A 24,371-nucleotide genomic window follows, 5' to 3' on the forward strand; every position below is an offset into this window, starting at 1 on the left:
TGATGAGTACATTAATTTCTCAAAGTACCGCCGTGGTGGTAATGAATATTCGCAGCTTACCGCGCCGTTTGTGGATGTCTCTGGCCATGGTATTGGCCAGTGCGGTCGTCGTGGCCATTTTGCTGGCCTTTTTGGCGATGGCGAAAGGGTTTGAAGCGACGATGGACAGCGCCGGTTCCGATAATGTGGCATTTTTTACCCGTGCCGGCTCGGCCGCCGAGTTGAACAGTTCGGTGATGCGCGATCAGGTTAATCTGCTTGAAACCGCTCCGGGGATTGCCAAAGACGAGCAAGGCGCGATTGTGTCCCCCGAGTTATATGTGATTGTCGACGGGGTGAAAAAGAGTACTGGCACCGAAGCCAATATCCCGTTGCGCGGACTGGACAGTCGCGGTGTAAGCATGCGCAAAAACTTTGCCATGGTCAGCGGCAGGATGTTTACCCCCGGTACCAATGAACTGGTGGTCGGCGAGGGGATTTTGCGTCAGTTTGCCGGTTTTGAACTGGGGCAGGAGATCCGTTCCGGTAAAAACAGCTGGAAGGTAGTCGGTGTATTTTCCACCGGCGGTAATGTGTTTGAAAGCGAACTTTGGGCTGACGCCAAAGTGATCCAGAGCTTATATAATCGTGGCAGCAGTTACCAGACAGTGCGGGCGCAAATGGATTCACCCACCAGCCTGGAGCAGATCAAAGCTTATGTGGAGAATGATCCCAGACTGAATCTGGATGTCCAGACGGAAGCTGAATATTTTTCTGCCCAGGGCGAGAGTCTAAGCTATATGGCCATATTCGGCAGAGTGATCAGTACCATTATGGCCTTAGGTGCACTTGCCGGTGCGCTGAACACCATGTATACCTCGGTATCGGATCGCGCCAAAGAAATAGCCACCTTGCGTGCAATAGGTTTTAGCCATATCTCTGCTTTTGTCGGGACTATGGTAGAGGCGATGGTATTAGCAGCTTTGGGTGGACTGGTGGGAGCTATTGCGGCGTTTATTTTCTTTGACGGTTTAAATGCCTCCACATTAGGCGGCAGCTTTACCCAGGTGGTATTCAGCTTTCAACTGACGCCGGAATTGCTCTGGCAAGGAGCAATGCTGGCGCTGATTATCGGCTTTGTTAGCGGCTTTTTCCCTGCTTGGCGAGCCGCGCGTACACCGGTGATAGTCGCATTCCAGTCTGGTCATTAACTCTTGCTGCAAAAGCCATAACCTCAACTGAATAAACAAGGGCCGTGACAGGTCCTTGTTTTTATCGAGGTATTACTTCCAGGGCCATTTACAGGTAAACTCTCGCCGGGATTAGGCAACGACGACTGGAGAGGGATCTTGAACAAATGGCTTAGCTGGAAAGGTATGTTGCTCGGTATGGCTGGCGCCATCCTGTTGCTGATAATCATTAATGCCACCGCATTGATGCGTTTTTATTCGGTGGTAACCTTATACGATAAAGACAAAATCGTCGAAAACTTCCAGAATATGCCGGCGTTGTTTAATGCCACCGAAATCAAACCGTCCAGCCAGCCCAATGCGCTAAGCACTGATATCCAGCCGCTGCCTGACAGCTTTGAATTTGAAGGCCAGAGCATCAATCTGGATGAGTTTCTGGCTTCCAATAATACCACCGGTTTATTGGTGCTTAAAAATGGCGTGATTGTCAGCGAAAATTATTATCTGGGCCATCACCAAAATGGTCAGCATATTTCCTTTTCGGTGGCTAAATCTTTTATTTCTGCCTTATTTGGCATCGCGATTGCCGAAGGTTATATCGACAGTATTGAGCAGACCGTCACCGATTATGTGCCGGAACTTAAAGGCTCCGGGTATGACGGGGTACGAATTAAAGACGTGCTGCAAATGTCATCCGGGGTAAAATTTAACGAAGACTACGGCGATTTTAATTCGGATATTAACCGCTTTTCCCGCACCGTGGCGCTGGGACAATCCTTTGATGATTTCACTAAAACCCTGCAACGGGAAAGACAACCAGGCACTTATCACCATTATGTAAGCATTGATACCCAGGTGTTGGGGATGATTTTGACCCGTGCCACCGGTCAACCGCTTAGCGACTATCTACAACAAAAAATCTGGCAACCACTGGGCATGGAACATCCTGCTTACTGGCTGGCGGATGATACCGGCATGGAACTGGCGTTGGGCGGACTGAATGTATCGTTACGTGATTATGCCCGTTTTGGTCAACTGTATTTGAATCAGGGCCAACATCAGGGGCAGCAAATTGTGCCCAGGCAATGGGTTGTTGATTCGGTTACCCCGGATGCTCCGCATTTGATGCCAGGTAAAAATAATCCTGCCTCGGATAGCGAGTCGGGTTACGGCTATCAGTGGTGGATCCCGAATGGCGGTAATGGTGAATTTCAGGCTCAGGGTATTTATGGTCAGTATATTTTTGTTGATCCGGCCAATGATACGGTGATTGTCAAAAACTCGGCCAACCATTTATATAATGATAAAAGCTATCAATGGGCTGCGAAACATCAGGCGATGTTCAGGCAGCTTAGCCAACATTACAGTGCAACATTTTAAATCAATATGGCCCGTTATCGGGTAATTCAGACTCAGGAGTTTAAGTGATAGGTGAAATAGCCGCGTTAAGTACCGCATTGTGTTGGGCCATTGCCGCCCGGATGTTCAGATTATTGGGTGCGAGTTTTTCGCCATTATCATTAAACCTGTGGAAAGGGCTGGTGGCGTTGATTATCCTGATCCCGATCACTACTTATGTTTATCCCGAAGTTAACCTGTCGCAAAGCCATATAATCTGGTTATTGATCAGCGGCGCTATCGGTATAGGTCTGGGCGATACGTTTTTTTTCCAGTCACTCAATAAAATTGGTGACAGTCAGTCAATTCTGGTGGTGGAAACCCTGGCGCCGGTATTTACCGCATTGCTGGCAATGGCCTGGATTGCCGAATGGCTAACCTGGCAACAATGGTTCGGTATTGCAGTGGTGATCCTGGCCGTGGATATGGTGGTGAAAATCCAGAAACGCCAACAGTTGGAAGCTTTTCAGTTAAGCGCATACAGTTATGCCGCACTGGCGGCATTGTGCCAGGCATTGGGGGCGGTGATCAGTCGTGACATTTTAACCCAGACCCATGCCGACCCGGCCAATACCAGTCAGGTTAGGCTGGCAGGTGGTTTGGCTATTATTGTGTTACTGATGCTGATAAAACGTACTCGCTGGTTGCCTAAAATGGACCGACCCAAACCAACTTTGGTGTTATTCGCCGGCGCCACGCTAATTGGTACCTTTGCCGCCTTGTATTTACAGATGCTGGCCTTTACCTACACCAAAGCCGCAATTGTACAAACCCTGTTTGCCACCAGCGTAATTTTATCTTTGCTAGTGGCTAAAGTGCTGGGCGAAAAGGTGAATGGCAAAACCGCATTATGGTCGGTGATAGCTTTGGCCGGAGTGGCGATTATGGTAGGGGCCGAGCATATTGGGTGATAAAACCTGCTGATTCATTATGTCATTGATTATTATCCCGAACTCAGGTTATTTGGCTTATAATTACACGTTACTTATTTCTTGAGCCAATCTAACAATGAGCGATTCATTGCCAACCAAAGGTGCTTCTGTGAAACTGGTGATAGTGCTTGCCATCACTTTGGTGTTGATACTGGTTATCTGGTTAAGTTTCGACTGGTTACGCACAGGCACATCCAACTGCGAATCTATTTTCCAGCAAAGCGAAACCCAGTTTTCGGTTAAATTGTCCCATCTGGATACTGAAGGGGAGGTGGTACTGGGACGCCAGCAAATTCAGGATCTAACCGAAAAAGCCCAAATTACGGCACTTAATTTAAAAGCCTGCTGTCTGGTCCATGATACTGGTGCGATTGATACAGCAGGTTTTGCCCAATGCAGGCAAGGCGGGCAGGAGTTCGCTGCCAGGTTGACCGAACTAGAAGGGAAGGTTAAAGCCATTGTGCAAGCTCGTCAGCGAGGTGATGGAGAACAGGAACAACAACTCAAAACGGAAGTTGATCAATTGGTGAGCCGCGCCGAAGCGATAGCCGATAATTTTGACCGCCAGTTAAACCAGTTACCCAGAGCGGCTTTACGGAAAAATGGAGAAGTTTTCTTTTTTGACGATTTTGACCAGCCAGAGTTAAATCCTGACTGGCAAATTCTTCAACCGGATCCTAACCGATGGGCGTTACAAAGTGCTGAATCCAGTTTGCTGATTGTGACCCAAAAAGGCCATATGGCGGGTAAGGAAAATAGCTTACGCAACCAGTTTATCCTCAGTCACAATGTGCCAGATGAAAATTTTGTAATGGAAACCCGTGTTTCCTTACCGATTCAACACCAAAAAAATGGCGTTTCGATGGGCCTTTGGCAAGATGCAGACAATTTTTTACAAATTGGCTATTTCGGATTTCCCCATGGTTACAATGTCGCTCGACAGCCTTATTTTAATAAAGAGCTTGAAGGTCAGGCCAACCAGCAGAAAGTCGATATAGATCGTATCGGCGGTGTTAAAAAAGCGGAAAGCATTTATTTACGGATTGAACGTACAGGCAATAAATATATCGGCTCCTTTGCGTTGCCTAATGACTCTGACCAACCCGAACAACCTTTGAAGTGGCGGACTATTGCTACCCATGCGGTGCCAAAATTTAGCGGCAGGCCTGCCATATGGGCGGATAATCAGGATGGTAAGGTTTATTCGCTTAATACCAGTATCTCGCCCGAGGTGCCGGCAGAATTTGATTACCTGAGTATTCGTCCGGTTGAATGAGCTCTTCAATACCTGACAATAACCCGGCAAGATTAACTCAATAGGGCGTAAACAGCGGGTTATCGCTAAAATAAGCTTGTATACCTTGCGGCTTTTATATAAACTTCGCGCCCTTAATTCAGCCTAAACCCTTTTTAGTTCCTTGTCTCAAACAGTGATGGCTGAGCTGTACGAGGCTACAACCGTAAGGAGCAACGATGCGTCATTACGAAATCGTGTTCATGGTTCACCCTGATCAGAGTGAACAAGTACCCGGTATGATCGAGCGTTATACCGAAATCCTCAAAAAAGATGGTGGACAAATTCATCGTCTGGAAGATTGGGGCCGTCGTCAATTGGCTTACCCAATCGATAAAATTCACAAAGCGCACTACGTGCTGATCAACGCTGAAGCAACTGCTGAATCTGTTGAAGAGCTGGAAACTGCGTTCCGTTTTAACGATGTGATCCTGCGTAATCTGGTTATGCGTACTAAAGCTGCGGTAACTGAAGCCTCTCCAATGGCTAAAGAAAATGCACGTGAAGAACGTCGTGACAGACGTGAAGAGAAGCCAGTAGTGGAAGACACTACAGAAGCTTCTTCTGACGAATAATTTAGAGGAGAATCATAATGTCTCGTTTTTTCAGACGTCGTAAATTCTGCCGCTTCACTGCTGAAGACGTGCAAGAAATTGATTACAAAGATACTGCTGTACTTAAAAATTACATCACTGAAAGTGGTAAAATTGTACCTAGCCGTATTACTGGCACCCGTGCCAAGTATCAGCGTCAGTTGTCAACTGCTATCAAGCGCGCGCGCTTCCTGGCATTGTTGCCTTACACTGATTCACATAAATAATTGTTGGCGAATAGATAAGAGGTAGCAAAGATGGAAATCATTCTACTAGACAAAGTCGCCAACCTGGGCGGTTTGGGTGACCAAGTCACTGTAAAATCTGGTTATGCACGTAACTTCCTTTTCCCTCAGGGAAAAGCAGTTCCTGCAACTAAAGATAATGTTGAAAAATTTGAACAACGTCGTGCCGAGTTGGAAGCTAAAATTGCTGACAAACTGGCCGCTGCTGAAGCCCGCGCTGCAAAAATTGCAGAACTGGCTGAAGTAACTATCGCCGCTCCTGCGGGTGACGAAGGTAAATTGTTCGGTTCAGTAGGTACGCGTGATGTGGCTGACGCCATTACTGCTGCCGGTGTGGAAATTGCTAAATCAGAAGTGAAAATGCCTAACGGAACTATCCGTGATACCGGTACTCACGCTCTGGATCTGCAACTGCACTCAGACGTTATCGCAACAATCAATGTTGTGGTTATTGCTGAAGCTTAATTCGACTTATTGAATCTGATGATAAAAACCTCCTTCGGGAGGTTTTTTTATGCTTAGAATATCTCACGCAGCGTTGCCAAAGTGACAAGGAAAACCAGATTAACCAAAGAGGAAAAATCAACATGGAGAGTACCGGTTTTGCCAATCAAAACATTGGTATTTTGACAGTGGCCCTTTGACGAGTTCAGGCGGAATGGTCGATAGCAATTTGTATCTATGCCTCTGGTAAATAACGTCCAATCAATAGTGCCAAACCACTGGTCAAGGCAAAAACAATAAATGCCAATGCCAGAGAGAAATGCGCCATCACCGCACCCATCGCGCCAACAAAAAGCAGCATTATACCTATCAGGCTATTACTTACCGCCACGTAATCCGTGCGCTTGTTGCCTTTGGCCAAATCCACCAGATAGGTCTTTCTGCCCAGACGGACACCCTGATGGGTAACGGAAATCAGCAAAAATAGCAGCATCAGGATCCACAGACTGCCAGTTGGTTGCAGATAGCTGGTTAGTCCACCCGCCAAACAGAGTATGGCTGTCATTGCAGCGGTCAATAACAAGACTTTGCGGCTGGAACGATCCGCCAATTTGCCCCACATACCGCCACTGATAAAACTGGCAAAACCGCCAATGGCGATAAAGATACCCAGGTTCAGCAACGAGCTATCCTTGCCCAGTGTCTGTGCCAGCATAATAAAATAGGGTGCGCTTAATCCCGAACTCATCAATAAACAGCGAACCAGTACAAAGCGCCTGAACGGTATATCGGTTTTTAACAACTTGAGACGGTTAACGCCTTGCTGCAAAGCGTTACCGCCGCCTTCCGTTGCACCTGCATATTCTTTTATCAGTGCGTAATGCAGTGCAGCAAGTAACCAGCAACCCGTCCCGGCAAACAACAGCAGATAACTGCTTTGTTGCAGGTTGATATCCAGCATCAGCACCACACCGACACCAATACTGATCAATCCGGCGGCGCTGGCACTGTATCCGGTTAACCTGCCGCGTCGTTGTTTAGGAATGGTTTTGCCCAACACGTCTTTGGACGCCACCGAGCAGATACCTCGCGCCAGGCTGAATACAATTAATAAGCCGATAATGACCAGGCCGGCTGTTATGCCTGATAACACCAATGCAGCCCAGCCCATGCCGGCAACGCTTGTTCCTTGTAATATACAACCGGTAACAAAAAAGGGTTTACGAATGGCAAAGCGGCGTATCACGCCACCGACAACCAGTTGCGGGATGAGTGAGCCGGATTCACGCACCGGCACCAGCAAGCCGCTTAAAAAAACCGGTGCACCGACACTGTTCATTAGCCAGGGCAACACTACTTTAGTGCTGGTGAGCGCGTCACCGAGCTTGGTAAAAAACTGCGCAATCAGGATCAGAAAAAAATTACCCGGCACCACATGACAGGCCGACTCGCTGATTTCAGTGCAAACGCGTGCATCTTCTTCGTCGGCAAGATACTCATAAAGATGGTCGACTTTTTCCGGCATAGAAATCCAGTACTTGGTTTTGTCCGAGTTGGTAGTAAACTGATTGTGCAAACTTATTGGAGAAATTGGAATGCAAAACACTAAAGCCAGTGCGTTTATTTTAGGCATGGGGATTTTTCTGGGGCTGGCGGTAATGGGCTATTTGCTCGGGCATGCTGCTATCGAATACAAGCAATTTGAGCGCAGTGTCACCGTCAAAGGGCTGTCAGAGCGTGAATACCCCGCCGATATCGTGATTTGGCCGATTCAGTTCACCGCTGCCGACAACAAGCTCTCAACCCTGTATGCCACTATCGATCAGCAAACCAGTCTGATTAAAGCCTTTCTGCAAGACAAAGGTATTGCCAGTGCCGATATCAGTTTTTCTTCTCCGGCAATCACCGATAAATCCGCACAGGCGTATGGCAATAATGCCGGTGTCCAGTACCGTTATTCGGCAGTGCAGTCGGTCACCGTCTATTCCAGTGATATTGATACCGTGCGCAGCGTAATGAGTGAATTATCTGATTTGGGTAAACAGGGGATTGTGTTTACTGGCGATAATTATCAGGCCCAGACCGAATACCTGTTTACCCGCTTAAATAATGTTAAGCCGGAAATGATTGAAGAAGCCACTCGCCAGGCCAGGGAAGTGGCCGAAAAATTTGCTGCCGACTCACAAAGCACGCTAGGTAAAATCAAACGGGCTTCACAGGGTCAGTTCAGTATTAGCGCGCGGGATAAAAACAACCCGCATATCAAGAAAATACGGGTAGTGTCCACGGTGGAATATTATTTGTCGGATTAACGCGATGGCTAATTCAACGTAATGCTTTCAATCGGCAGCTGGATATAGGTGTTATTTATATTTGTTTAGATTTGTATAAGGCAAAATTATTGTCGGTTTTGAGCGAACAAGAGACGGTCACGAACATTTTGCTATTTCATAGGGAACGCGAATAGTTGAAGTCGTTAATACAAGCCATTGCTCATAGAATCCGTCCAGAATTTTTCAGTCCATTGATGGTTGTATTCGCATCAATCACGTTCTTTTCGGCTTTTGCAGGCATATCTTTTTTGTTTCAAATATTCGGTAATGAACTAAATATTGACTACGAATTTCTGGGGTTCATATTTAGCTCTATTGGTGTGGGGGAGTTATCCAGAACATTTTGGAAACTTAAAATTCCTTTACCTCTTCGAAATAATATTTATTGGTCTAGCGCCTTTGCTGGCTCTTTTTGCGTTGGAACGTTATCAATTTTAGCAATGTTTAAACAATCATATCCATTTTGGTCAATTCCACTTGGTTTTACCCTGGGAGCTGGATTTTATCTATTACTCATTAAAGCGGCAAAGTTTGATGCTCGGTGATAAAATAGCACCTAACAATAACTTCATGGTGGGAATTTTACTCGCTGAAAAAGCGCTTCTAAAATCCCCATATGTTAAGCGTTTCCTAATGAATAATCTTAAATTAGCCGTTGTTTTCGTATTTTTAATTGTTCTCTCGTCATTATCTAGAGAGATTAGCAACCCTGCGCCGACAGACATTGAGTTGTCATATCAGCGACAGTACCAAGAGCTAAATCAGAAAGGCTATTTGACAGAAACCGACATTCAACATCTAGATGAACTCAAGGAGCAATACTTACACTCAAATGAGCGAGCAGATAAAATGTAAAAGAGTATCGGTTATAAGTTCCTTTGGGGTATTGTGCTTGCGGCTGTTTCTTTTTGGGGGCTTAAGTTTGCGGGCGCAAATGTCGCGAGAGTAGCGGTGTTAACTTCGGCAGTAGCTCTCACTAGTTTAACTACAACAGCCGTTTTTGAAGCGAGTTTTTATATTATATTGACGCTATTCGGGGCTGTGTTGGCATTGAAACATAACAAGCAAATTGTTCCGATGCCAAAAAGTGGCGCGGCTGATTAGGGCGTTACAACAGCCCACTTTTGGCAAAAAGCAGATAGCCGGTTCTGATTTTTCTATATAAAATCCCGCCCCCCAGACTTATTTATCCATATTTTTCTGTTATTGCTTGGCAATATCCGCTTCTGTCTTCTTATTAATTATTTAATCATGCATTAATGCCTGATGTGCACCTACGCCAGCTAATACACCTGAGGCGGACGCCAAAGTGGCATTTTGCATCGGGTTGGCAATATCACCGGCAGCAAATACCCCTTCTACGCTGGTTTGTTTAAAGGCATCGGTTTTAAGGACTTTGCCCAGCGGGGCGTCTTCAAACTCGCAGCCTAATTGCTCCGCCAGCGGACTGGCCATATGGGTTTTGGGGCCAACAAACAGTCCGCCCAAAGTGATTTCGCGGCCATCGCTCAGGCGCACGGCGTCGATTTCCGGTGCGTCGCCCAATACCTCTATCACGGGTGTGGGTTCAATGGTTACGCCGCGCTTCAACAAGAAAGCCAGGTGCTCCTGATCCGGTTCAAACTGGCCCTGGGTAAAGTAATGAGTCGGCCCCCAGTCCGGGATCATACCGGCCTGATGGACTGACAGTTCGCTGGTCGCAATAACGCCCAGCGGCTGATTACGTAATTCGTAACCGTGGCAATAAGGGCAATGCACCACAGTTTTACCCCAGCGTTCACGCAAACCCGGTATATCCGGGATTTCGTCACGCAGGCCGGTGGCCAGAATAATTTTACGACTCTGCAAGGTGTTACCGTTGTCCAGATAGACCACAAAACCTCTATCAGTTTTATCCACCTGATTAACGCCCGCTTCTACAATAGTCGCAGTGGGATAGAATCTTAATTGATCATAGGATTGTTGCCGAATACGGCGGGGAGATACACCGTCTAAACCGAAAAAACCGTGCGACTGTGCCGCAAAACGGTTTCGGGGTTGCCCTGCGTCTACCACCGTTACTGTTCTTTGCCCCCGAACCAGTTGCATGGCAGCGGAGAGTCCGGCAAAACTGCCGCCAATAATAATCACGTCTAAATGCATTCTAGTGTTTTCCTGTTGGAATTAATTTTAAGAAACATATTAAGTTACATGATGTGTGTTAGTCAACTTATGAAACAATAAAAGTTTCATGATATTGATTGGCCGGGATGCTGTGCTAGAATGCCGCGAGGTATTTCTGTTCAGAGTCAATAATGAGAAAAGACAGCCGTTTGTCCCGCATGTTGCATGTACTGGTGCATATGGATCATCTCGATGAGCCCGCCACGTCAGAGACGATCGCCGGTATGCTGAATACCAATCCGGTTGTGGTGCGTCGCACTATGGCATTGCTGCGTGAGCAGGGCTACGTCACATCTGAGAAAGGGCACGGTGGAGGCTGGTCATTGGCGGTGTCGTTGTCCGATATCACCTTGCTGGATATTCACAATGCGCTAGGTGAAAGTTCGGTGTTTACTATTGGTTTAACCGACCAGCATCGCCATTGTCCAATTGAGATCGCGGTCAATAAAGCCATCGATGATGCGATGACTGCGGCAGAAGCTTTACTGTTGGACAGGTTTAAACAGGTTACGCTGGATCAGCTGGCCGAAGGTTTTGCGCTCAAGAGTCGCTAAACAGCCTCTAACATTCACAACTTGTGCTTTTGCGTTCGAGATTTTTGCTTTAATCAATAACAAAGGCTTTTTGCTTACGCCCTGTGCAATGATAGTGTTGCTAAACATGCAGGAATGTAACGTGTTTTGATATTGACTCGCGGCTAGAAGGAATGGGTGATGACAGAAACCGATAAGGCAACCAAACCGGGACGCGCAGCGGTTGGATTGGCCGTACTGGGAATTGTTTATGGTGATATTGGTACCAGTCCTATCTATGCATTGCGTGAATGTTTTCGTGGTGTCAGTCCGGTAGCTATTACCGAGGCTAATATTCTTGGTATTTTGTCACTGATATTCTGGTCGCTGCTGATTGTAATTTCCCTCAAATATATGCTGTTTATTCTGCGTGCCAACAACCATGGCGAAGGCGGAATTTTTGCTTTGCTGGCGCTTCTTAGACCAAACCAGAATCAGGACAACAAATCCCGTCGAATGCTGATTTTACTTGGCTTGTTTGGTGCGGGGCTGCTGTATGGTGGCACCATGTTAACACCAGCCATTTCGGTATTGAGTGCGGTGGAAGGACTGGAAGTGGTTGCCCCCTCGTTACAAACATATGTGTTACCTATTACGGTGATTATTCTGATCGTGCTGTTTGCGACCCAAAAACATGGTACGGCCAAAGTAGGAGCCATGTTTGGACCTATTATGGTGGCCTGGTTTGTGACGCTGGCGCTACTTGGACTGAACAGTATTATCAAACATCCGCAAGTCCTTAATGCCGTGTTTCCCTGGTATGCCGTGCAGTTTATGCTGGACAATCAGGGAACCGGTTTTCTGGTCTTGATCGGTGTATTTCTGGTGGTAACAGGCGGAGAAGCGCTATACGCCGATTTGGGGCATTTTGGGGTAACCCCGATACGTGTGGTGTGGTTTTGTTGTGTTTTGCCAGCCCTGTTACTTAACTATTTTGGTCAGGGCGCGTTTTTACTGGATAAGCCCGAAGGTAATTTGCAACCGTTCTTTCATATGGCACCGGATTGGGCGCTATTACCGTTAGTAGGATTGAGTACTGCCGCCACAGTTATCGCCTCGCAGGCAGTGATCACCGGGGCCTTTTCATTGACGCGACAGGCGGTGCAACTGGGCTTTTTGCCGCGTTTACTGGTTCAGCAAACTTCAAAACATTCCCTTGGTCAAATTTATATGCCGGGCGTCAACTGGTTGTTGATGGCTGCCGCGCTGACATTGGTGGTGACATTCGGCTCTTCGGAAGGGCTGGCGGCGGCTTATGGCGTCAGTGTCAATGCCACGATGCTAATTACTACTATTCTGGCTTTTAATGTTGCACGGGAGCGCGGTGGCTGGAGTTTGGTCAAGGCGGGCGGATTTTTACTGTTATTTCTGAGCGTTGATTTGGCCTTTTTGATTGCCAATGCAGAGACCATTCCACGCGGTGGCTGGTTTCCGGTTGCGATGGGAGCGATTATTTTTACTGTAATCGTCACCTGGCGTCGAGGGGTGGAATTGCTAGTCCTTGCGCATGAAGCCAACACGATTTCGGTCAAAACCTTGTTGGGACGCATCGAGAATGAGCCGGTGCATCGCTCGCCCGGCGCGGGGGTGTTTTTTACTACCCGCAGCGGAGAGGTGCCGCAGGAGATGATGCACTTGATCAAACTCAACAAAGTGTTGCACGACAAAGTTGTTATCGTGAATGTTAAGGTAACCCGCGAACCCCGTGTGTCATACGATCAACGCACACAAGTTACTGAGCATGAGCAAGGTATATTTGAGGTGAATCTGCGCTATGGATTTATGCAGGGGCTGAATGTTCCTTCTGAACTGGCTTACTGTATTGAGCATCAACATTTACCCATTGATTTGGACGATACAACCTATTTTGTCGGACGCACATCGGTAATCGCTGATCGTAAAAAAGATGCCATGATGGCTTGGCGAGACAAGTTGTTCGCCTTTATGGTGCGGAATACCATGAACGCGACGTCGCTCTATCAAATTCCCGCCAGTCGTGTGATTGAAATTGGTTTGCAACGGGGCATCTAATCAATCAACCGTAGTTAGCGGCAGACAATGTCGCTAGCTAAGCTAAACTGCTGAAAAGAATAGATTTCAAAATTTTTTATTGCCGCTTTAAACCTTTCTCCACTACCCTGCGACTCATGTTTCAAATATCAAGATAAATAAATACCAATAATATGAGTGAACGCTTTGTCAGTAACAGCTAATGTCATCGACGCCGCGCAGGTGTTTGATCAGGAAATGCGCTTGATAGAGGCCGCCAAGGGTGGTGATAAACATGCCTATCAACAATTGTATCAGCGCTATATAGGAATGGTGTACAGCCTGTGTTTACGTCTGATGGGAGATCGTGCGCTGGCCGAAGATGCCAGTCAGGAAGTGTTTATCCAGCTATGGCGTAAACTCGGGAATTATCGTGGCGATAGCAAGTTCTCAACCTGGCTGCATAGCGTGACATCGAATATTGCTATCAGTTACTTGCGCAAGCAGCGGGGCTGGTTACAACGCATGTTTCATATTGATGATTCGGAAGCGGTGAATTATGTGGCAGAGGAATCGAGCGATCAAGTCGATCTGGACAGCTATATTCAGCGCCTGCCGGAGAGAGCCAGAATTGTTTTTGTATTGCATGCGGTGGAAGGTTATCGCCATGAAGAAATTGCTGATATGACCAATATGGCAGTAGGTTCCAGTAAGGCGCAATTTCATCGGGCAAAACAGTTATTGAAAGAGTGGATGGGTGATGAGTAACGACAATTTTGAACAGAAGCTCAGAAATGAAATCGGGCAGTTGGACAAAGATCGGCAACCACAACGTGATTTGTGGACCGGTATTGAACTGGCCATCAGTAAAGAGCCGGCAAAAAAAAATAAGCCGTATCTGGCTGTTGCGGCGGCACTGGTGGTAATGGGATTTGTTGGCTGGATGAGTATCCAGCCAGGCGGGCCGCAAAATGATCCGCAGCAATTGGTCGCAGCGCTGAGTCAACAGCATCAGCAGCAAATGAAAGGATTACTGGTGAGTTTTGCTGACCAACCGGCGCTGACAACCAACTGGCAGCAACAATTGAATGAACTGGATGAGGCAGCGGAAGCGGTTAAAAAAGCCTTGCAGCAGGATCCGGATAACCCGGCTCTGCTCAAAATGTTGCAGCAGGTTTATCAGCAGCAGATTGATTTAATTGAAAAAGTACATGCGCCAGGCTGGCAACGAATTTAAAACGCATTGAGATACTAACGAGGATGATGAAATGAAAAAGTGGCTATCAATAGTAGGTTTGCTGAGCATTAGTATGCTAGTGCAAGCCGGTGAGAAAGTGGATAAAACCATTGATGCAGAAAAGGATGGCTATGTTGAGATCGAACACTTAGCCGGTTCGGTGAATATTAAAGGTTGGGATAAAGCGCAAGTGCGAGTGGTTGGGGAACTGGACGAGCGTATGGAAAAATTTATCTTTGAGCGCGACGGGAACGAAGTCACCATCAAGGTCAAAATCAAGAAGAACCGTAGCTGGCATAATTCCGGTAATGAAGACGGCGATAAACTGGATATTTATATACCCCAGCAAAGCCAGGTACATTACACCTCGGTCAATGCGGATGTTAAAGTGGAAAATGTTATTGGTAGCGCAGAAATAAACGTAGTAAACGGTGATATTAAGGCCAATAAGCTGGCCGGACGAATTCATCTGGAGTCAGTAAATGGCAATATCAACGCCGACGAATTGGCCGGTGATCTAAAAGTCGAAACGGTTAACGGTGATATCAAGTCCCGCAATGATTTGGGTGAGCACGATAGTTATCAGACGGTGAATGGCGATATTGATATCGTTAGCAGCAGCGCCGAGATTAAAGCCGAGACGGTCAATGGTGATATGGAGCTGAAGTTATCCAAAATAAAACAGTTAGTACTCAATACTGTTAATGGCGATATTGAAGCGAGGTTGGATTTGGATAAGCAAGGTGAGGTACGCGGCTCTTCCGTTAGTGGTGATATTGAGCTTAGTTTTGATAAAAATGTGTCAGCCCGGTTTGATATACAAGGTCACAGCGGCGGAAAGATTGTTAACGACTTGACGAACGATGAGCCACAAAAGGCCAAACATGGCCCTAATCGCTGGCTGGAGTTCTCTCATAACGGTGGTAACGGACGAGTTGATGTATCTACCGTCAGCGGTAAAGTGAAAATTGGTCAATACTAAAATTATCAACCGACTCGGCAGGTTATGCCGGGTCGGATTTATCTTGCCCGGTACAGCTTTTTAACGGTAATGACTTATCAAAGAAAATCGAAATTTCTGCAACGGTAACGCCCAATTTTTGCATGTAAGTCCGATTCATCAGGCGTTGTTCATCAAGCAAGTACATCCAGTCGTCCATACTAAATTCGTAGTCGCTGCCATCAATGGCAACTTTCAACCTATATTGCCAATTAAACGCGCTCCCTGTTGAACGGCCGCGTGCTTGGCCTATGACATCGTCTGCGGTTCCGGTAACTTCTCCACTGTTACTGATAAACAGTTTCCAGCGCCGTTGCTGTATTTCACCGTCAGCATAATAAAATGTTTCGTCCAGCTGGCCGGATTTACCTTGCCAGCTAGCAGTTAGATCGACACAAAAGCGCCTGACGACCTTGTTGGAATAATCTTGCACAATACCCCAGGCAACGAGTTGTCCGTTAAAATAATCAGGCAAGTCAAATTCAGGCTGGCTATTTTTGTAGTCTTCAATCGATGCGCTGCAACTCATTAATAGTGCGCTGAGTATAACAATAATGTATTTCATATCATGGCTCCTTTAGCAGGTGTGTATGTGTGCCATTTGAGCGAAATGTAATCAGTTATACGCGTTACAGCGACGTTTGGATCAGTATCATCGGCATTTTTTTAGTCACCACTTTTTAACTGTGCCGGTTTGCCGCATAATGACCTAATAGTGGATAAAAACGAGATTCCAGTGAAAGTTGTTGCCAACAAATATACTGACGAAAAAGTCGAAAAGCTGAAAATCCCTCCGCATTCTATCGAGGCCGAGCAATCGGTATTGGGAAGTATGCTGATTGCCCCGGATTCATGGGATAAAGTCGCTGAGATCGTGATTGAAGAGGATTTCTACAATCGCTCTCACCAAACTATTTATCGGGCTATTATCGCCTTATTGTCAGAAAACCTGCCGGTGGACGTCATTACTGTTTCCCAGCAACTGGAAAATGCTGATGAACTGGAAGAGGCCGGGGGATTTGCCTACCTGGGTGAGCTGGCTAAAAACACCCCCAGTTCAGCTAACGTGGAAGCCTATGCGCGGATTATCAAAGAGCGGGCTATTACTCGTGAGCTAATAGGCGTAGCCAATGATATTGCCGAAACCAGCTACAACCCGCAGGGACGAAATGCCACCGAAATTCTCGATTTGGCCGAGAGTAAAGTATTTGAAATAGCCGAGAAACGCACCGGAGCCAACGAAGGTCCCCGTGATGTTGAAGCGGTATTAGGTAAAACCATCGACCGTCTCGAAGCGCTGGTTAAAAATAATAAGGAAGTGACGGGAGTCTCTTCCGGGTATGCGGATCTGGACAAGAAGACCAGTGGTTTGCAACCCTCCGACCTGATTATTGTGGCAGCTCGTCCTTCAATGGGTAAAACTACTTTCGCGATGAACCTGTGTGAAAACGCCATGATGCAGGAAGATAAACCCGTACTGGTATTCAGTCTGGAGATGCCGTCAGAACAAATTATGATGCGGATGCTGGCCTCGTTAAGCCGGGTCGATCAAACCAAAATAAGAACCGCTCAACTAGATGATGAAGACTGGTCGAGAATTTCCAATACGATGCGTCTGCTCAAAGAAAAAGATAATCTGTTTGTGGATGATTCCTCAGGCTTGACGCCGATGGAAGTGCGTACCCGGGCGCGTAAACTGGCACGTGATCGTGGCGGTTTAAGTCTGATCATGGTGGATTATTTGCAATTGATGCAGGTACCGGGACTGAGTGATAACCGGACGCTAGAAATCGCTGAAATATCCCGTTCACTCAAGGCGCTGGCCAAAGAGCTGGAAGTGCCGGTGGTGGCATTGTCACAGCTTAACCGGGGCTTGGAGCAGCGGGCCGATAAGCGGCCGATAAACTCGGATCTGCGGGAATCAGGCTCCATAGAGCAGGATGCCGATTTGATTATGTTTATCTATAGAGACGAGGTCTATCACGAAAACAGCGATCAAAAAGGCATTGCCGAAATTATTATCGGTAAGCAGCGGAATGGTCCCATCGGAACCACTCGCTTGACCTTTCAGGGGCAATTTTCGCGCTTTGATAATTATGTGGGACCCGCCTACGACGATGAATATTAACCTCAGCGACTATTAAGGAATCACAACAGGTGCTAATCAAATGGGGCATTTTAGGCCCGGGACATATAGCGCAGCGGTTTGCAACGGCATTAAATCAGGGGGCGGACGGGCAACTGGTTGCAGTGGCCAGCCGTGATGAACAGCGCGCCAGCCAGTTTGCCAGTGCCTATCAGGCAGAACGTTACTATACCAGTTATGCCGCGTTGGCGGCTGACGAACAGATAGATATTGTCTATATTTCCACACCGCATAATTTCCATTTTGAGCAGGCAATGATGTGCCTGCACGCAGGCAAACATCTGCTGATTGAGAAGCCGATTTGCGTTAATGCCCATCAAGCGGAAAAAATCATTGAGTTGGCAAGGCAAAACAATCTGTTTGTTATGGAAGCTCTATGGAGTCGTTTTTTGCCTACCTGCCAGCAAGCTAAACAATGGTTGCAAGCCGGTGAAATAGGGACCTTGCAGGCGATTAATTCGAGCATTTGTTTTGCGTTTAATAAAGGCGATGAGCATCGCGCAGTGAATAAAAACCTGGCCGGTGGTGCGTTGCTGGATTTGGGCGTTTATTCGGTGGCTCTGAGTCAGTGGATGATGGATGCTAACCCGATGGATATCCAGGCGATGGCCAAAATCGGCACCACCGGGGTTGATAACACCTTGCTGGCTAATTTGCGCTACCCCAATGACCGCCTTGGCCAGTTTGTCACATCGGTTGAGGCCAAATCAGCTAATAATATGTTACTGCATGGTAGTAAAGGAACTATCGAAATATGCGATATGTTCTGGGCCGGTCATGTGGTTAAACTTGTCACTGAAGATAAAAAACTGACACTGGAACTCCCTCATGCCGTGAACGGATTTGAATACCAAATTCGTGAAGTGGAGCAGTGTATCAAGGCGGGTAAACAACAAAGTGCGACCATGCCCTTGTCAGATACCTTGGCAAACATGCACGTCATGGATGCAATACGCCAACAGATCGGGCTGGATTACGGTAAAACACTAGAGGCTGTTTAACTTGATCATCTATTAAAAACAAACAGCTTCTGCAATCGAACGGATAAATTTTTATCGGATAAGTTTGTATTGGAACAGGACTCAAGGGAATAAAAATGAGCAGACGACAGTCGATAGTACGCTCCAGTAGACAGATTAGATTACGTTTGATCATTATCTGTTCGGTGGTGGCTTTTATTATTGCAGCCATTTTTAGTGTGATGTCTTACCGTATTAGTGAGGACGCCGGCCAGCAGATCGAAACCTATGAAGTGGCACAAAATGCCCGCCTGATTATGCAACAGGTTAAGCATGCATTTATGCAGGACAGGATTCGATCAGAACAGCTGATATTGCCGGAACAGATTGTGGAAGGAAATTATCAGTTACGTGTTTCCCGCGACGGGACACTCATTTATGAAGCTGAGTATGGTTTACAGCTGGATGTGCAGTCCAGCAGTTTAAATGAATTGGTTCGGGCCCAAATCCAGCAGGCTGGCTGGTTAACGACAGCGAACCACAACTATGTCTGGGCACTGGAAAGTGATGAGGAACTGTCGCTGGACGTGTTACTTATCAAACAAACTGTTGTGCTGGACAGCGCCTTGTCCGGAGCTGTGAACCAGATTATTCTGACTGCCGCTGCGACCTCTTTTCTGGCATTTTTGGGGGCCCTGGCAATCGGCGTGCTGATTGCCGGACAACATAGTGCTTTTAGCTCCGAACTGGAATTTAAAACCAGCCACGATACCCTTACCGGTATCTACAATCGTGATCATATTTTTAATTGTATCAATGACTATGTGGCTGGACTCAACCAGCGCTCGATTAAAAACTCGCGGCAGACAACCTCCAACAATGAAATCCACGCGACCTTACTGCTGATTGATATCGATCACTTTAAAGAAGTTAATGATGCTCTCGGCCATGCCTGTGGTGATGAGTTATTAAAGCGTTTGAGTGGCGATATCGCACGTATGTTGCGCGCAGAAGACATTCTGGCTCGTTTTGGTGGCGACGAGTTTGCCATCTGGTCTCCTGATTTAAGCAAGGATCAAGCAGAACTGTTGGCCAAGCGTTTGATTAATCATGTGCAGAATCCGATAGAAATTCAGGGCGTATTTCTGGAAGTGGGTTTGAGTATCGGTATTGCCAGTTTTCCTTCCCATGGCACCACCGCTGAAGCCTTGATTAGCCGCGCCGATATTGCCATGTACACTGCCAAACGGCAGCGTTTAGGGGTTACGCACTTTAATCTGGAACAGGATGTCAGTACGGTTGAACAGTTAAGGCTCACAGCAGATTTGCGCAAAGCCCTGTTTTTAAAAGAGCTGGTGCTTTACTATCAACCGCAAATTTGCCTGAAATCCAATGCGATAGTCGGTTGTGAAGTTTTGATCCGCTGGCAGCATCCCGAGTTAGGGTTAATTTTCCCCGATCGTTTTATCGATATTGTTGAACGCGGTGGCATGATTAACGAATTTACCCGCTACATTATCGATCAGGCATTGGAGCAAAATGCCCGTTGGCGAGCGTTAGGATTCGAATTCCCGGTATCGGTAAATATTTCGCCCTATAACCTGAATGATCCGCGTCTGTTGGGATATATTAATGAGCGTTTGCAGCGTTATCAGATTCCGGCCTGCGCGCTTGAACTGGAACTGACCGAGAATGCGGCGTTGGCCGATATAGAGCACACTCAGAAAACTTTTGCGCTGCTGTCCGAGGCAGGGGTCGGTATTTCGATAGACGATTTTGGTACTGGCATGTCATCTCTGGCCTATGTTAAAAATCTGACAGTGGATCGGATCAAGATCGACAGGGCGTTTATCACCCGTCTGGATACCGATAAGGGCGATCAGGCGATCGTCAGGGCCATCCTGGGATTATGTAAAGATCTGCAGCGAGTGTCAGTCGCCGAAGGTATTGAATCGACAGCGGTTGCGCGAATACTAATGCTGATGGGTTGTGATATTGTGCAGGGTGATTATTACGGTAAAGCCATGCCAGCCAAGGAGTTTACCGAATTACTCGGGGCAGAAAAAAAGCTGCAGGGGACGGTTAAGATATAGCGCGTCGAGCACTATATTTTTGATAGTTATCGTCCTTCCTCTTCCTGCACAGGCAGGGATCTATTTTAAAATCGTCAACTAACTGCTCTGGACCCTGGCCCAACAGACAACCGGGGTGACGGCTACACTTTGTGTGATAACCAAACTTTTTAAAGCCGCGACCTACAATATGTAACTGTAGGTCGGACTTCAGTCCGTCAAATCGATCAGTGCAAAATGCGGGTTTTGATAGTGCCATCAATTGCAGACAGTTGAGCGAAGGCTTCCTCAGCGTGATCAGTTTCGATATCAATCACCACATAGCCGATGCTCTCGTTGGTATTCAGATATTGAGCGGCGACGTTAATGCCTTTTTCCGCAAATGCCTGGTTAATCTGGGTTAGTACCCCAGGTGCATTGCGGTGAATATGCAGCAATCGCGAACTGCCAGCATGACCCGGCAAAGACACTTCAGGGAAGTTAACTGCCGAAAGGGTAGAGCCATTATCGCTGTACTTGGCCAGTTTGCCAGCCACTTCGATACCGATATTCTGTTGGGCTTCCTGAGTACTGCCACCCACATGGGGGCTCAGGATCACATTATCGAAATCACGTAAGATGGATACAAATTCTTCGCTATTGGATTTGGGTTCAACCGGGAACACATCGATTGCCGCGCCGCTGATTTTCTTGTCGCGCAGTGCTTCGGCCAGCGCATCAATATCGACTACTGTGCCTCTGGATGCGTTGATCAAAATAGCGCCCTGTTTCATGGCACCCAGTTCTGCCGCACCGATCATATTTTTGGTTTGCGCGGTTTCAGGTACATGCAAGGACACCACATCGGAGCTGCGCAACAATTCGTTCAGACTCTTAAGCTGGGTAGAATTGCCCAATACCAGTTTGTCTTCTATATCATAAAACTGCACGCGCATGCCTAAATGCTCGGCCAGAATACTTAACTGGGTACCAATATGTCCGTAACCGATAATCCCCAAGGTTTTACCTCTTGCCTCAAAAGATCCATTGGCACTCTTATCCCACTCACCACGATGGGCCTTGGCATTTTTTTCCGGAATGCCGCGTAGTAACAGTAAAATCTCGCCTAATACCAGCTCGGCTACCGAGCGGGTGTTGGAGAAAGGGGCGTTAAATACCGGAATGCCTTTTTTCTGGGCGGCTTGCAAATCAACCTGGTTGGTGCCAATACAAAAACAGCCTATGGCCACCAGTTTTTGAGCGGCTTCAATCACCTTGTCGGTTAACTGGGTACGCGAGCGCAGGCCGACAAAATGTACGTCCTGAATTTTCTCAATCAGTTCATCTTCGGGCAATGAGGTTTTCAGATACTCAATATTGGTGTAACCGTTACTCTTGAGCGTTTCCAGCGCACTGTGATGCAATCCTTCCAGTAACAAGATCTTAATTTTATCTTTGGGCAGCGATACTTTGCTCATTTGTGGTTTCCAGGTTAAGTTTAAAATAAAGAGACATCTAGACGTCTAAAATATCAAAATCATGCGCACAATGAAAGATGAAAATGTTCTTTGTTAGAGTCTGTTTATCTTTGATATATAAATTTCATTCAAATTAAATATTTTATATGCGCCATGTCCGAGCCCGGCGCTAGAATTTTTCTACACCCTTGTCGGTGCCGATTAACACAATATTGGCTCCGCGCTGGGCAAATAAGCCGTTGCAAACCACGCCGGCGATATTATTCAGCTGTTGTTCCAGCTCCGGTGGATTAAGGATTTGCAAGTTATGCACATCCAGGATCAAATTGCCGTTATCTGTGACTACGCCTTGACGCCAAACCGGATCGCCTCCCAATTTGACAATTTCACGCGCCACATAAGAGCGGGCCATCGGGATCACCTCAACAGGCAGCGGAAAATCACCGAGTATTGGTACGCGTTTAGATTGATCAATAATACAGATAAAGGTTTTAGCCACAGCCGAGACGATTTTTTCGCGGGTTAATGCTGCGCCACCGCCTTTAATCATATGCTTGTGTTCGGTAATTTCATCGGCCCCATCGACATAGATATCAAACTGGTCAACCGAATTAAGATCAAAAACTTCAATGCCTAGTGCCTTGAGTTTTTCAGTCGAGGCTTCCGAGCTGGAAACGGCGCCCTTTATTTTGTGTTTAACCGACTGCATTGCATCGATAAAGTACTCGACAGTTGAACCTGTGCCGACGCCGACAATAGCATCATCTTCGATATAACTGATGGCGGCTTCAGCCGCGATTTTCTTTTGTTGTTGTTGACTCATTAACCCATCTCTTTGCCCAAACCATAGGGCTGATAGAGTAGCCTAAATCGCTTTTATAGTCCGCAGCTAGGCGCAAAAAATTTTTGTTGGGGTAATGATTTTAGTTAACGGAATATCCCATGGCTGAACAGGCAAATTATCTGCCTGTTGACAATCATGCGCCAGACCAATCAGCCGGGTTGATAATCCGTCTCGGGCGATAGGTTTCAGGGTGCGATCATAAAATCCGCCTCCCATGCCCAGACGATTACCACTGGCATCAAATGCCACCAGCGGCGTAAAAATAATATCCAGTTGCTTAAGGGGGCAAATTTGTTGGCAGTGTATAACGGGTTCGGGAATACCAAAGCGGTTAGCCTGCATAATCGTATCGGCGTGATAGGCGTGGAACAATAAATGGCCCGGACTAAAAGGGTGCAATACAGGTAAATAAACCTGGATATTGTTGTCCCGGCAAAATTGAATTAGCAGTACAGGATCGAGCTCGCCGTCGTTGGCCAGATAGAATGCAACCCGCTGTCCGGCAGATAATAACGGTTGGCATTGTGCGATCAGGTCATGGCTGGCCTGCTGCTGCTGTGTTTGACTTAATGCTCGTCGTTTGGCCCGATAGGTAGAGCGCAGATTGTGTTGTTCATTTACCATCTAGACCGTCTCGAATGGAAAGCCTCCCGAAATGCCGCCACCCAGTGTTCGCCCAATGAACCGAAAAGTTCAGGGCGGAGGTATCATCGCTGTCGCAGGCTTCTCGATACGAGTCGAGCTTGCACAAAAACAACAGAATCAACTTCCTAAGTGTAAAGCATCGGCAGGGACATGACTGAGTTAGCAAACATCCCAGGAGACCTAAGTGTGTATATTACCAGTAGCTGGATTGAGTCTAAAGGGCTATTTTCAAAAGCGCATTTCAGTTAGCCGTTAAATCTTGACGATGTTAGGATATATCACATCAGCATTAACCGGGTAAAACGATTGAAAGCAGTAAGCGAAATATACGATATATTGTCATCAATGATGGAGCGGGAAAGCATCAGTAGCGATGCGGCAGAAGTGCAGGGCATCCAGTGCGGCATGCTGGCCGGTGGAATGGCACTGGAAAGCCAGGAATGGCTCGACTCACTGGCAGATTTTATTAATCAGGGTAATACGTTGCCAGACAATATTAAACAGCAATGTATCCAATTGCAGGGGCAGAACTGCCAGCAACTGGTGGAGGCCGAATTTGCGCTAACGCTATGTTTGCCCGATGATGCCGCCCCAATCAATGAACGCGGTCAGGCTTTGATTAACTGGGTGCACGGTTTTATGCTCGGTTTTGGTTTGCACCAGGCTGATTTGACCAAGTGTTCGGATGAAGTCAAAGAAGCGTTGGAAGATTTTGCCGAAATTGCCCGCATGGATGATGCTATGTCCGAAGATGAGGAGTCCGAACAGGCTTTGAACGAAGTGATGGAATATGTGCGTATATCGGCGATGCTGTGCTTTAACGAGTTGGGGCATTCTGCCGCAGATGAACAGTCAAAACCGAAAACCATTCATTAATAG

General features: G+C 46.9%; 25 protein-coding genes and 1 other RNA gene. 19 read left to right on the forward strand and 7 right to left on the reverse strand.

Annotated elements, in window-relative coordinates; all coding sequences use genetic code 11:
- Positions 1 to 2: 2 nt before the first annotated feature.
- From V1467_RS05095 to rplI, 7 genes are all read left to right on the forward strand, one after another.
- Positions 3 to 1,190, forward strand: a complete 1,188-nt coding sequence (locus V1467_RS05095; protein WP_416307717.1) for an ABC transporter permease — start codon at positions 3 to 5, stop codon at positions 1,188 to 1,190.
- 138 nt (positions 1,191 to 1,328) lie between these two features.
- Entirely contained in the window at positions 1,329 to 2,549 is a 1,221-nt protein-coding gene (locus tag V1467_RS05100) for a serine hydrolase domain-containing protein (protein ID WP_416307718.1), read from the forward strand.
- A 44-nt stretch (positions 2,550 to 2,593) separates the two neighbouring features.
- Positions 2,594 to 3,478: a DMT family transporter gene (locus tag V1467_RS05105; RefSeq protein ID WP_416307719.1), complete on the forward strand. Its 885-nt coding sequence runs from the start codon at positions 2,594 to 2,596 to the stop codon at positions 3,476 to 3,478.
- Between the two features lie 97 nt (positions 3,479 to 3,575).
- Positions 3,576 to 4,775 (forward strand): hypothetical protein, encoded by a 1,200-nt coding sequence (locus V1467_RS05110; RefSeq protein ID WP_416307720.1) that lies wholly within the window; start codon positions 3,576 to 3,578, stop codon positions 4,773 to 4,775.
- A gap of 197 nt (positions 4,776 to 4,972) precedes the next feature.
- Entirely contained in the window at positions 4,973 to 5,368 is a 396-nt protein-coding gene (gene rpsF / locus V1467_RS05115; RefSeq protein ID WP_416307721.1) for a 30S ribosomal protein S6, read from the forward strand.
- Between the two features lie 17 nt (positions 5,369 to 5,385).
- Positions 5,386 to 5,613, forward strand: a complete 228-nt coding sequence (gene rpsR / locus V1467_RS05120) for a 30S ribosomal protein S18 (protein WP_186507365.1) — start codon at positions 5,386 to 5,388, stop codon at positions 5,611 to 5,613.
- Positions 5,614 to 5,643: 30 nt separating this feature from the next.
- The gene (gene rplI / locus V1467_RS05125) at positions 5,644 to 6,096 is read left to right on the forward strand and encodes a 50S ribosomal protein L9 (RefSeq protein WP_416307722.1); all 453 of its coding nucleotides are present in this window, start codon (positions 5,644 to 5,646) and stop codon (positions 6,094 to 6,096) included.
- Between the two features lie 214 nt (positions 6,097 to 6,310).
- On the opposite strand, the gene V1467_RS05130 is transcribed toward rplI, so the two are convergent.
- On the reverse strand, positions 6,311 to 7,600 hold the full coding sequence (locus V1467_RS05130; protein ID WP_416307723.1) for an MFS transporter: 1,290 nt from the start codon (positions 7,598 to 7,600) through the stop codon (positions 6,311 to 6,313).
- Positions 7,601 to 7,670: 70 nt separating this feature from the next.
- On the opposite strand from V1467_RS05130, the gene V1467_RS05135 reads away from it, so the two are divergent.
- The 3 genes from V1467_RS05135 to V1467_RS05145 all read left to right on the forward strand — a co-directional run bounded on the left by V1467_RS05135 (position 7,671) and on the right by V1467_RS05145 (position 9,263).
- Complete coding sequence (locus V1467_RS05135) at positions 7,671 to 8,387, forward strand: SIMPL domain-containing protein (RefSeq protein ID WP_416307724.1); 717 nt, start codon at positions 7,671 to 7,673, stop codon at positions 8,385 to 8,387.
- Between the two features lie 155 nt (positions 8,388 to 8,542).
- Positions 8,543 to 8,953 (forward strand): hypothetical protein, encoded by a 411-nt coding sequence (locus tag V1467_RS05140; RefSeq protein ID WP_416307725.1) that lies wholly within the window; start codon positions 8,543 to 8,545, stop codon positions 8,951 to 8,953.
- Positions 8,943 to 9,263 (forward strand): hypothetical protein, encoded by a 321-nt coding sequence (locus tag V1467_RS05145; RefSeq protein ID WP_416307726.1) that lies wholly within the window; start codon positions 8,943 to 8,945, stop codon positions 9,261 to 9,263. The genes V1467_RS05140 and V1467_RS05145 overlap by 11 nt, the downstream gene beginning before the upstream one ends.
- 390 nt (positions 9,264 to 9,653) lie before the next feature.
- Here V1467_RS05145 and V1467_RS05150 read toward each other — a convergent pair whose 3' ends face one another.
- Complete coding sequence (locus tag V1467_RS05150; protein ID WP_416307727.1) at positions 9,654 to 10,550, reverse strand: NAD(P)/FAD-dependent oxidoreductase; 897 nt, start codon at positions 10,548 to 10,550, stop codon at positions 9,654 to 9,656.
- 152 nt (positions 10,551 to 10,702) lie between these two features.
- On the opposite strand from V1467_RS05150, the gene V1467_RS05155 reads away from it, so the two are divergent.
- From V1467_RS05155 to V1467_RS05175, 5 genes are all read left to right on the forward strand, one after another.
- Entirely contained in the window at positions 10,703 to 11,125 is a 423-nt protein-coding gene (locus V1467_RS05155) for an Rrf2 family transcriptional regulator (RefSeq protein WP_416307728.1), read from the forward strand.
- Positions 11,126 to 11,284: 159 nt separating this feature from the next.
- Positions 11,285 to 13,174 carry a potassium transporter Kup gene (locus V1467_RS05160; RefSeq protein WP_416307729.1) on the forward strand — a complete coding sequence of 630 codons (1,890 nt, stop codon included), beginning with the start codon at positions 11,285 to 11,287 and terminating at the stop codon, positions 13,172 to 13,174.
- A 216-nt stretch (positions 13,175 to 13,390) separates the two neighbouring features.
- Positions 13,391 to 13,900, forward strand: coding sequence for an RNA polymerase sigma factor (locus V1467_RS05165; RefSeq protein WP_416308651.1), 510 nt, complete (start codon positions 13,391 to 13,393; stop codon positions 13,898 to 13,900).
- Complete coding sequence (locus tag V1467_RS05170; protein ID WP_416307730.1) at positions 13,893 to 14,369, forward strand: hypothetical protein; 477 nt, start codon at positions 13,893 to 13,895, stop codon at positions 14,367 to 14,369. The genes V1467_RS05165 and V1467_RS05170 overlap by 8 nt, the downstream gene beginning before the upstream one ends.
- Positions 14,370 to 14,400: 31 nt before the next feature.
- On the forward strand, positions 14,401 to 15,351 hold the full coding sequence (locus tag V1467_RS05175) for a DUF4097 family beta strand repeat-containing protein (RefSeq protein WP_416307731.1): 951 nt from the start codon (positions 14,401 to 14,403) through the stop codon (positions 15,349 to 15,351).
- 22 nt (positions 15,352 to 15,373) lie between these two features.
- On the opposite strand, the gene V1467_RS05180 is transcribed toward V1467_RS05175, so the two are convergent.
- A complete protein-coding gene (locus V1467_RS05180) occupies positions 15,374 to 15,934 on the reverse strand; it encodes a DUF3833 domain-containing protein (protein WP_416307732.1) in 561 nt (186 codons plus the stop codon).
- 171 nt (positions 15,935 to 16,105) lie between these two features.
- On the opposite strand from V1467_RS05180, the gene dnaB reads away from it, so the two are divergent.
- The 3 genes from dnaB (at position 16,106) to V1467_RS05195 (ending at position 20,567) form a co-directional block, all read left to right on the forward strand.
- Positions 16,106 to 17,497, forward strand: coding sequence for a replicative DNA helicase (dnaB, locus tag V1467_RS05185; protein WP_416307733.1), 1,392 nt, complete (start codon positions 16,106 to 16,108; stop codon positions 17,495 to 17,497).
- A gap of 29 nt (positions 17,498 to 17,526) precedes the next feature.
- On the forward strand, positions 17,527 to 18,516 hold the full coding sequence (locus V1467_RS05190; protein ID WP_416307734.1) for a Gfo/Idh/MocA family protein: 990 nt from the start codon (positions 17,527 to 17,529) through the stop codon (positions 18,514 to 18,516).
- A 95-nt stretch (positions 18,517 to 18,611) separates the two neighbouring features.
- Positions 18,612 to 20,567 (forward strand): putative bifunctional diguanylate cyclase/phosphodiesterase, encoded by a 1,956-nt coding sequence (locus V1467_RS05195; RefSeq protein ID WP_416307735.1) that lies wholly within the window; start codon positions 18,612 to 18,614, stop codon positions 20,565 to 20,567.
- Between the two features lie 206 nt (positions 20,568 to 20,773).
- On the opposite strand, the gene serA is transcribed toward V1467_RS05195, so the two are convergent.
- The 4 genes from serA to ssrS all read right to left on the reverse strand — a co-directional run bounded on the left by serA (position 20,774) and on the right by ssrS (position 23,673).
- Positions 20,774 to 22,003 carry a phosphoglycerate dehydrogenase gene (gene serA, locus V1467_RS05200; protein ID WP_416307736.1) on the reverse strand — a complete coding sequence of 410 codons (1,230 nt, stop codon included), beginning with the start codon at positions 22,001 to 22,003 and terminating at the stop codon, positions 20,774 to 20,776.
- Positions 22,004 to 22,172: 169 nt separating this feature from the next.
- Positions 22,173 to 22,826 (reverse strand): ribose-5-phosphate isomerase RpiA, encoded by a 654-nt coding sequence (rpiA, locus tag V1467_RS05205; protein WP_416307737.1) that lies wholly within the window; start codon positions 22,824 to 22,826, stop codon positions 22,173 to 22,175.
- A 66-nt stretch (positions 22,827 to 22,892) separates the two neighbouring features.
- The gene (locus V1467_RS05210) at positions 22,893 to 23,471 is read right to left on the reverse strand and encodes a 5-formyltetrahydrofolate cyclo-ligase (RefSeq protein ID WP_416307738.1); all 579 of its coding nucleotides are present in this window, start codon (positions 23,469 to 23,471) and stop codon (positions 22,893 to 22,895) included.
- A gap of 19 nt (positions 23,472 to 23,490) precedes the next feature.
- Positions 23,491 to 23,673: non-coding RNA, 6S RNA (gene ssrS, locus V1467_RS05215), on the reverse strand.
- 164 nt (positions 23,674 to 23,837) lie between these two features.
- Between ssrS and V1467_RS05220 the strand changes: the two genes are divergently transcribed.
- Positions 23,838 to 24,368 (forward strand): UPF0149 family protein, encoded by a 531-nt coding sequence (locus V1467_RS05220; protein WP_416308652.1) that lies wholly within the window; start codon positions 23,838 to 23,840, stop codon positions 24,366 to 24,368.
- Positions 24,369 to 24,371 lie beyond the last annotated feature (3 nt).

The organism is Neptunicella plasticusilytica (genome assembly GCF_047922965.1).
In the GTDB taxonomy this organism is placed as follows: Bacteria; Pseudomonadota; Gammaproteobacteria; order Enterobacterales; family Alteromonadaceae; genus Neptunicella; species Neptunicella plasticusilytica.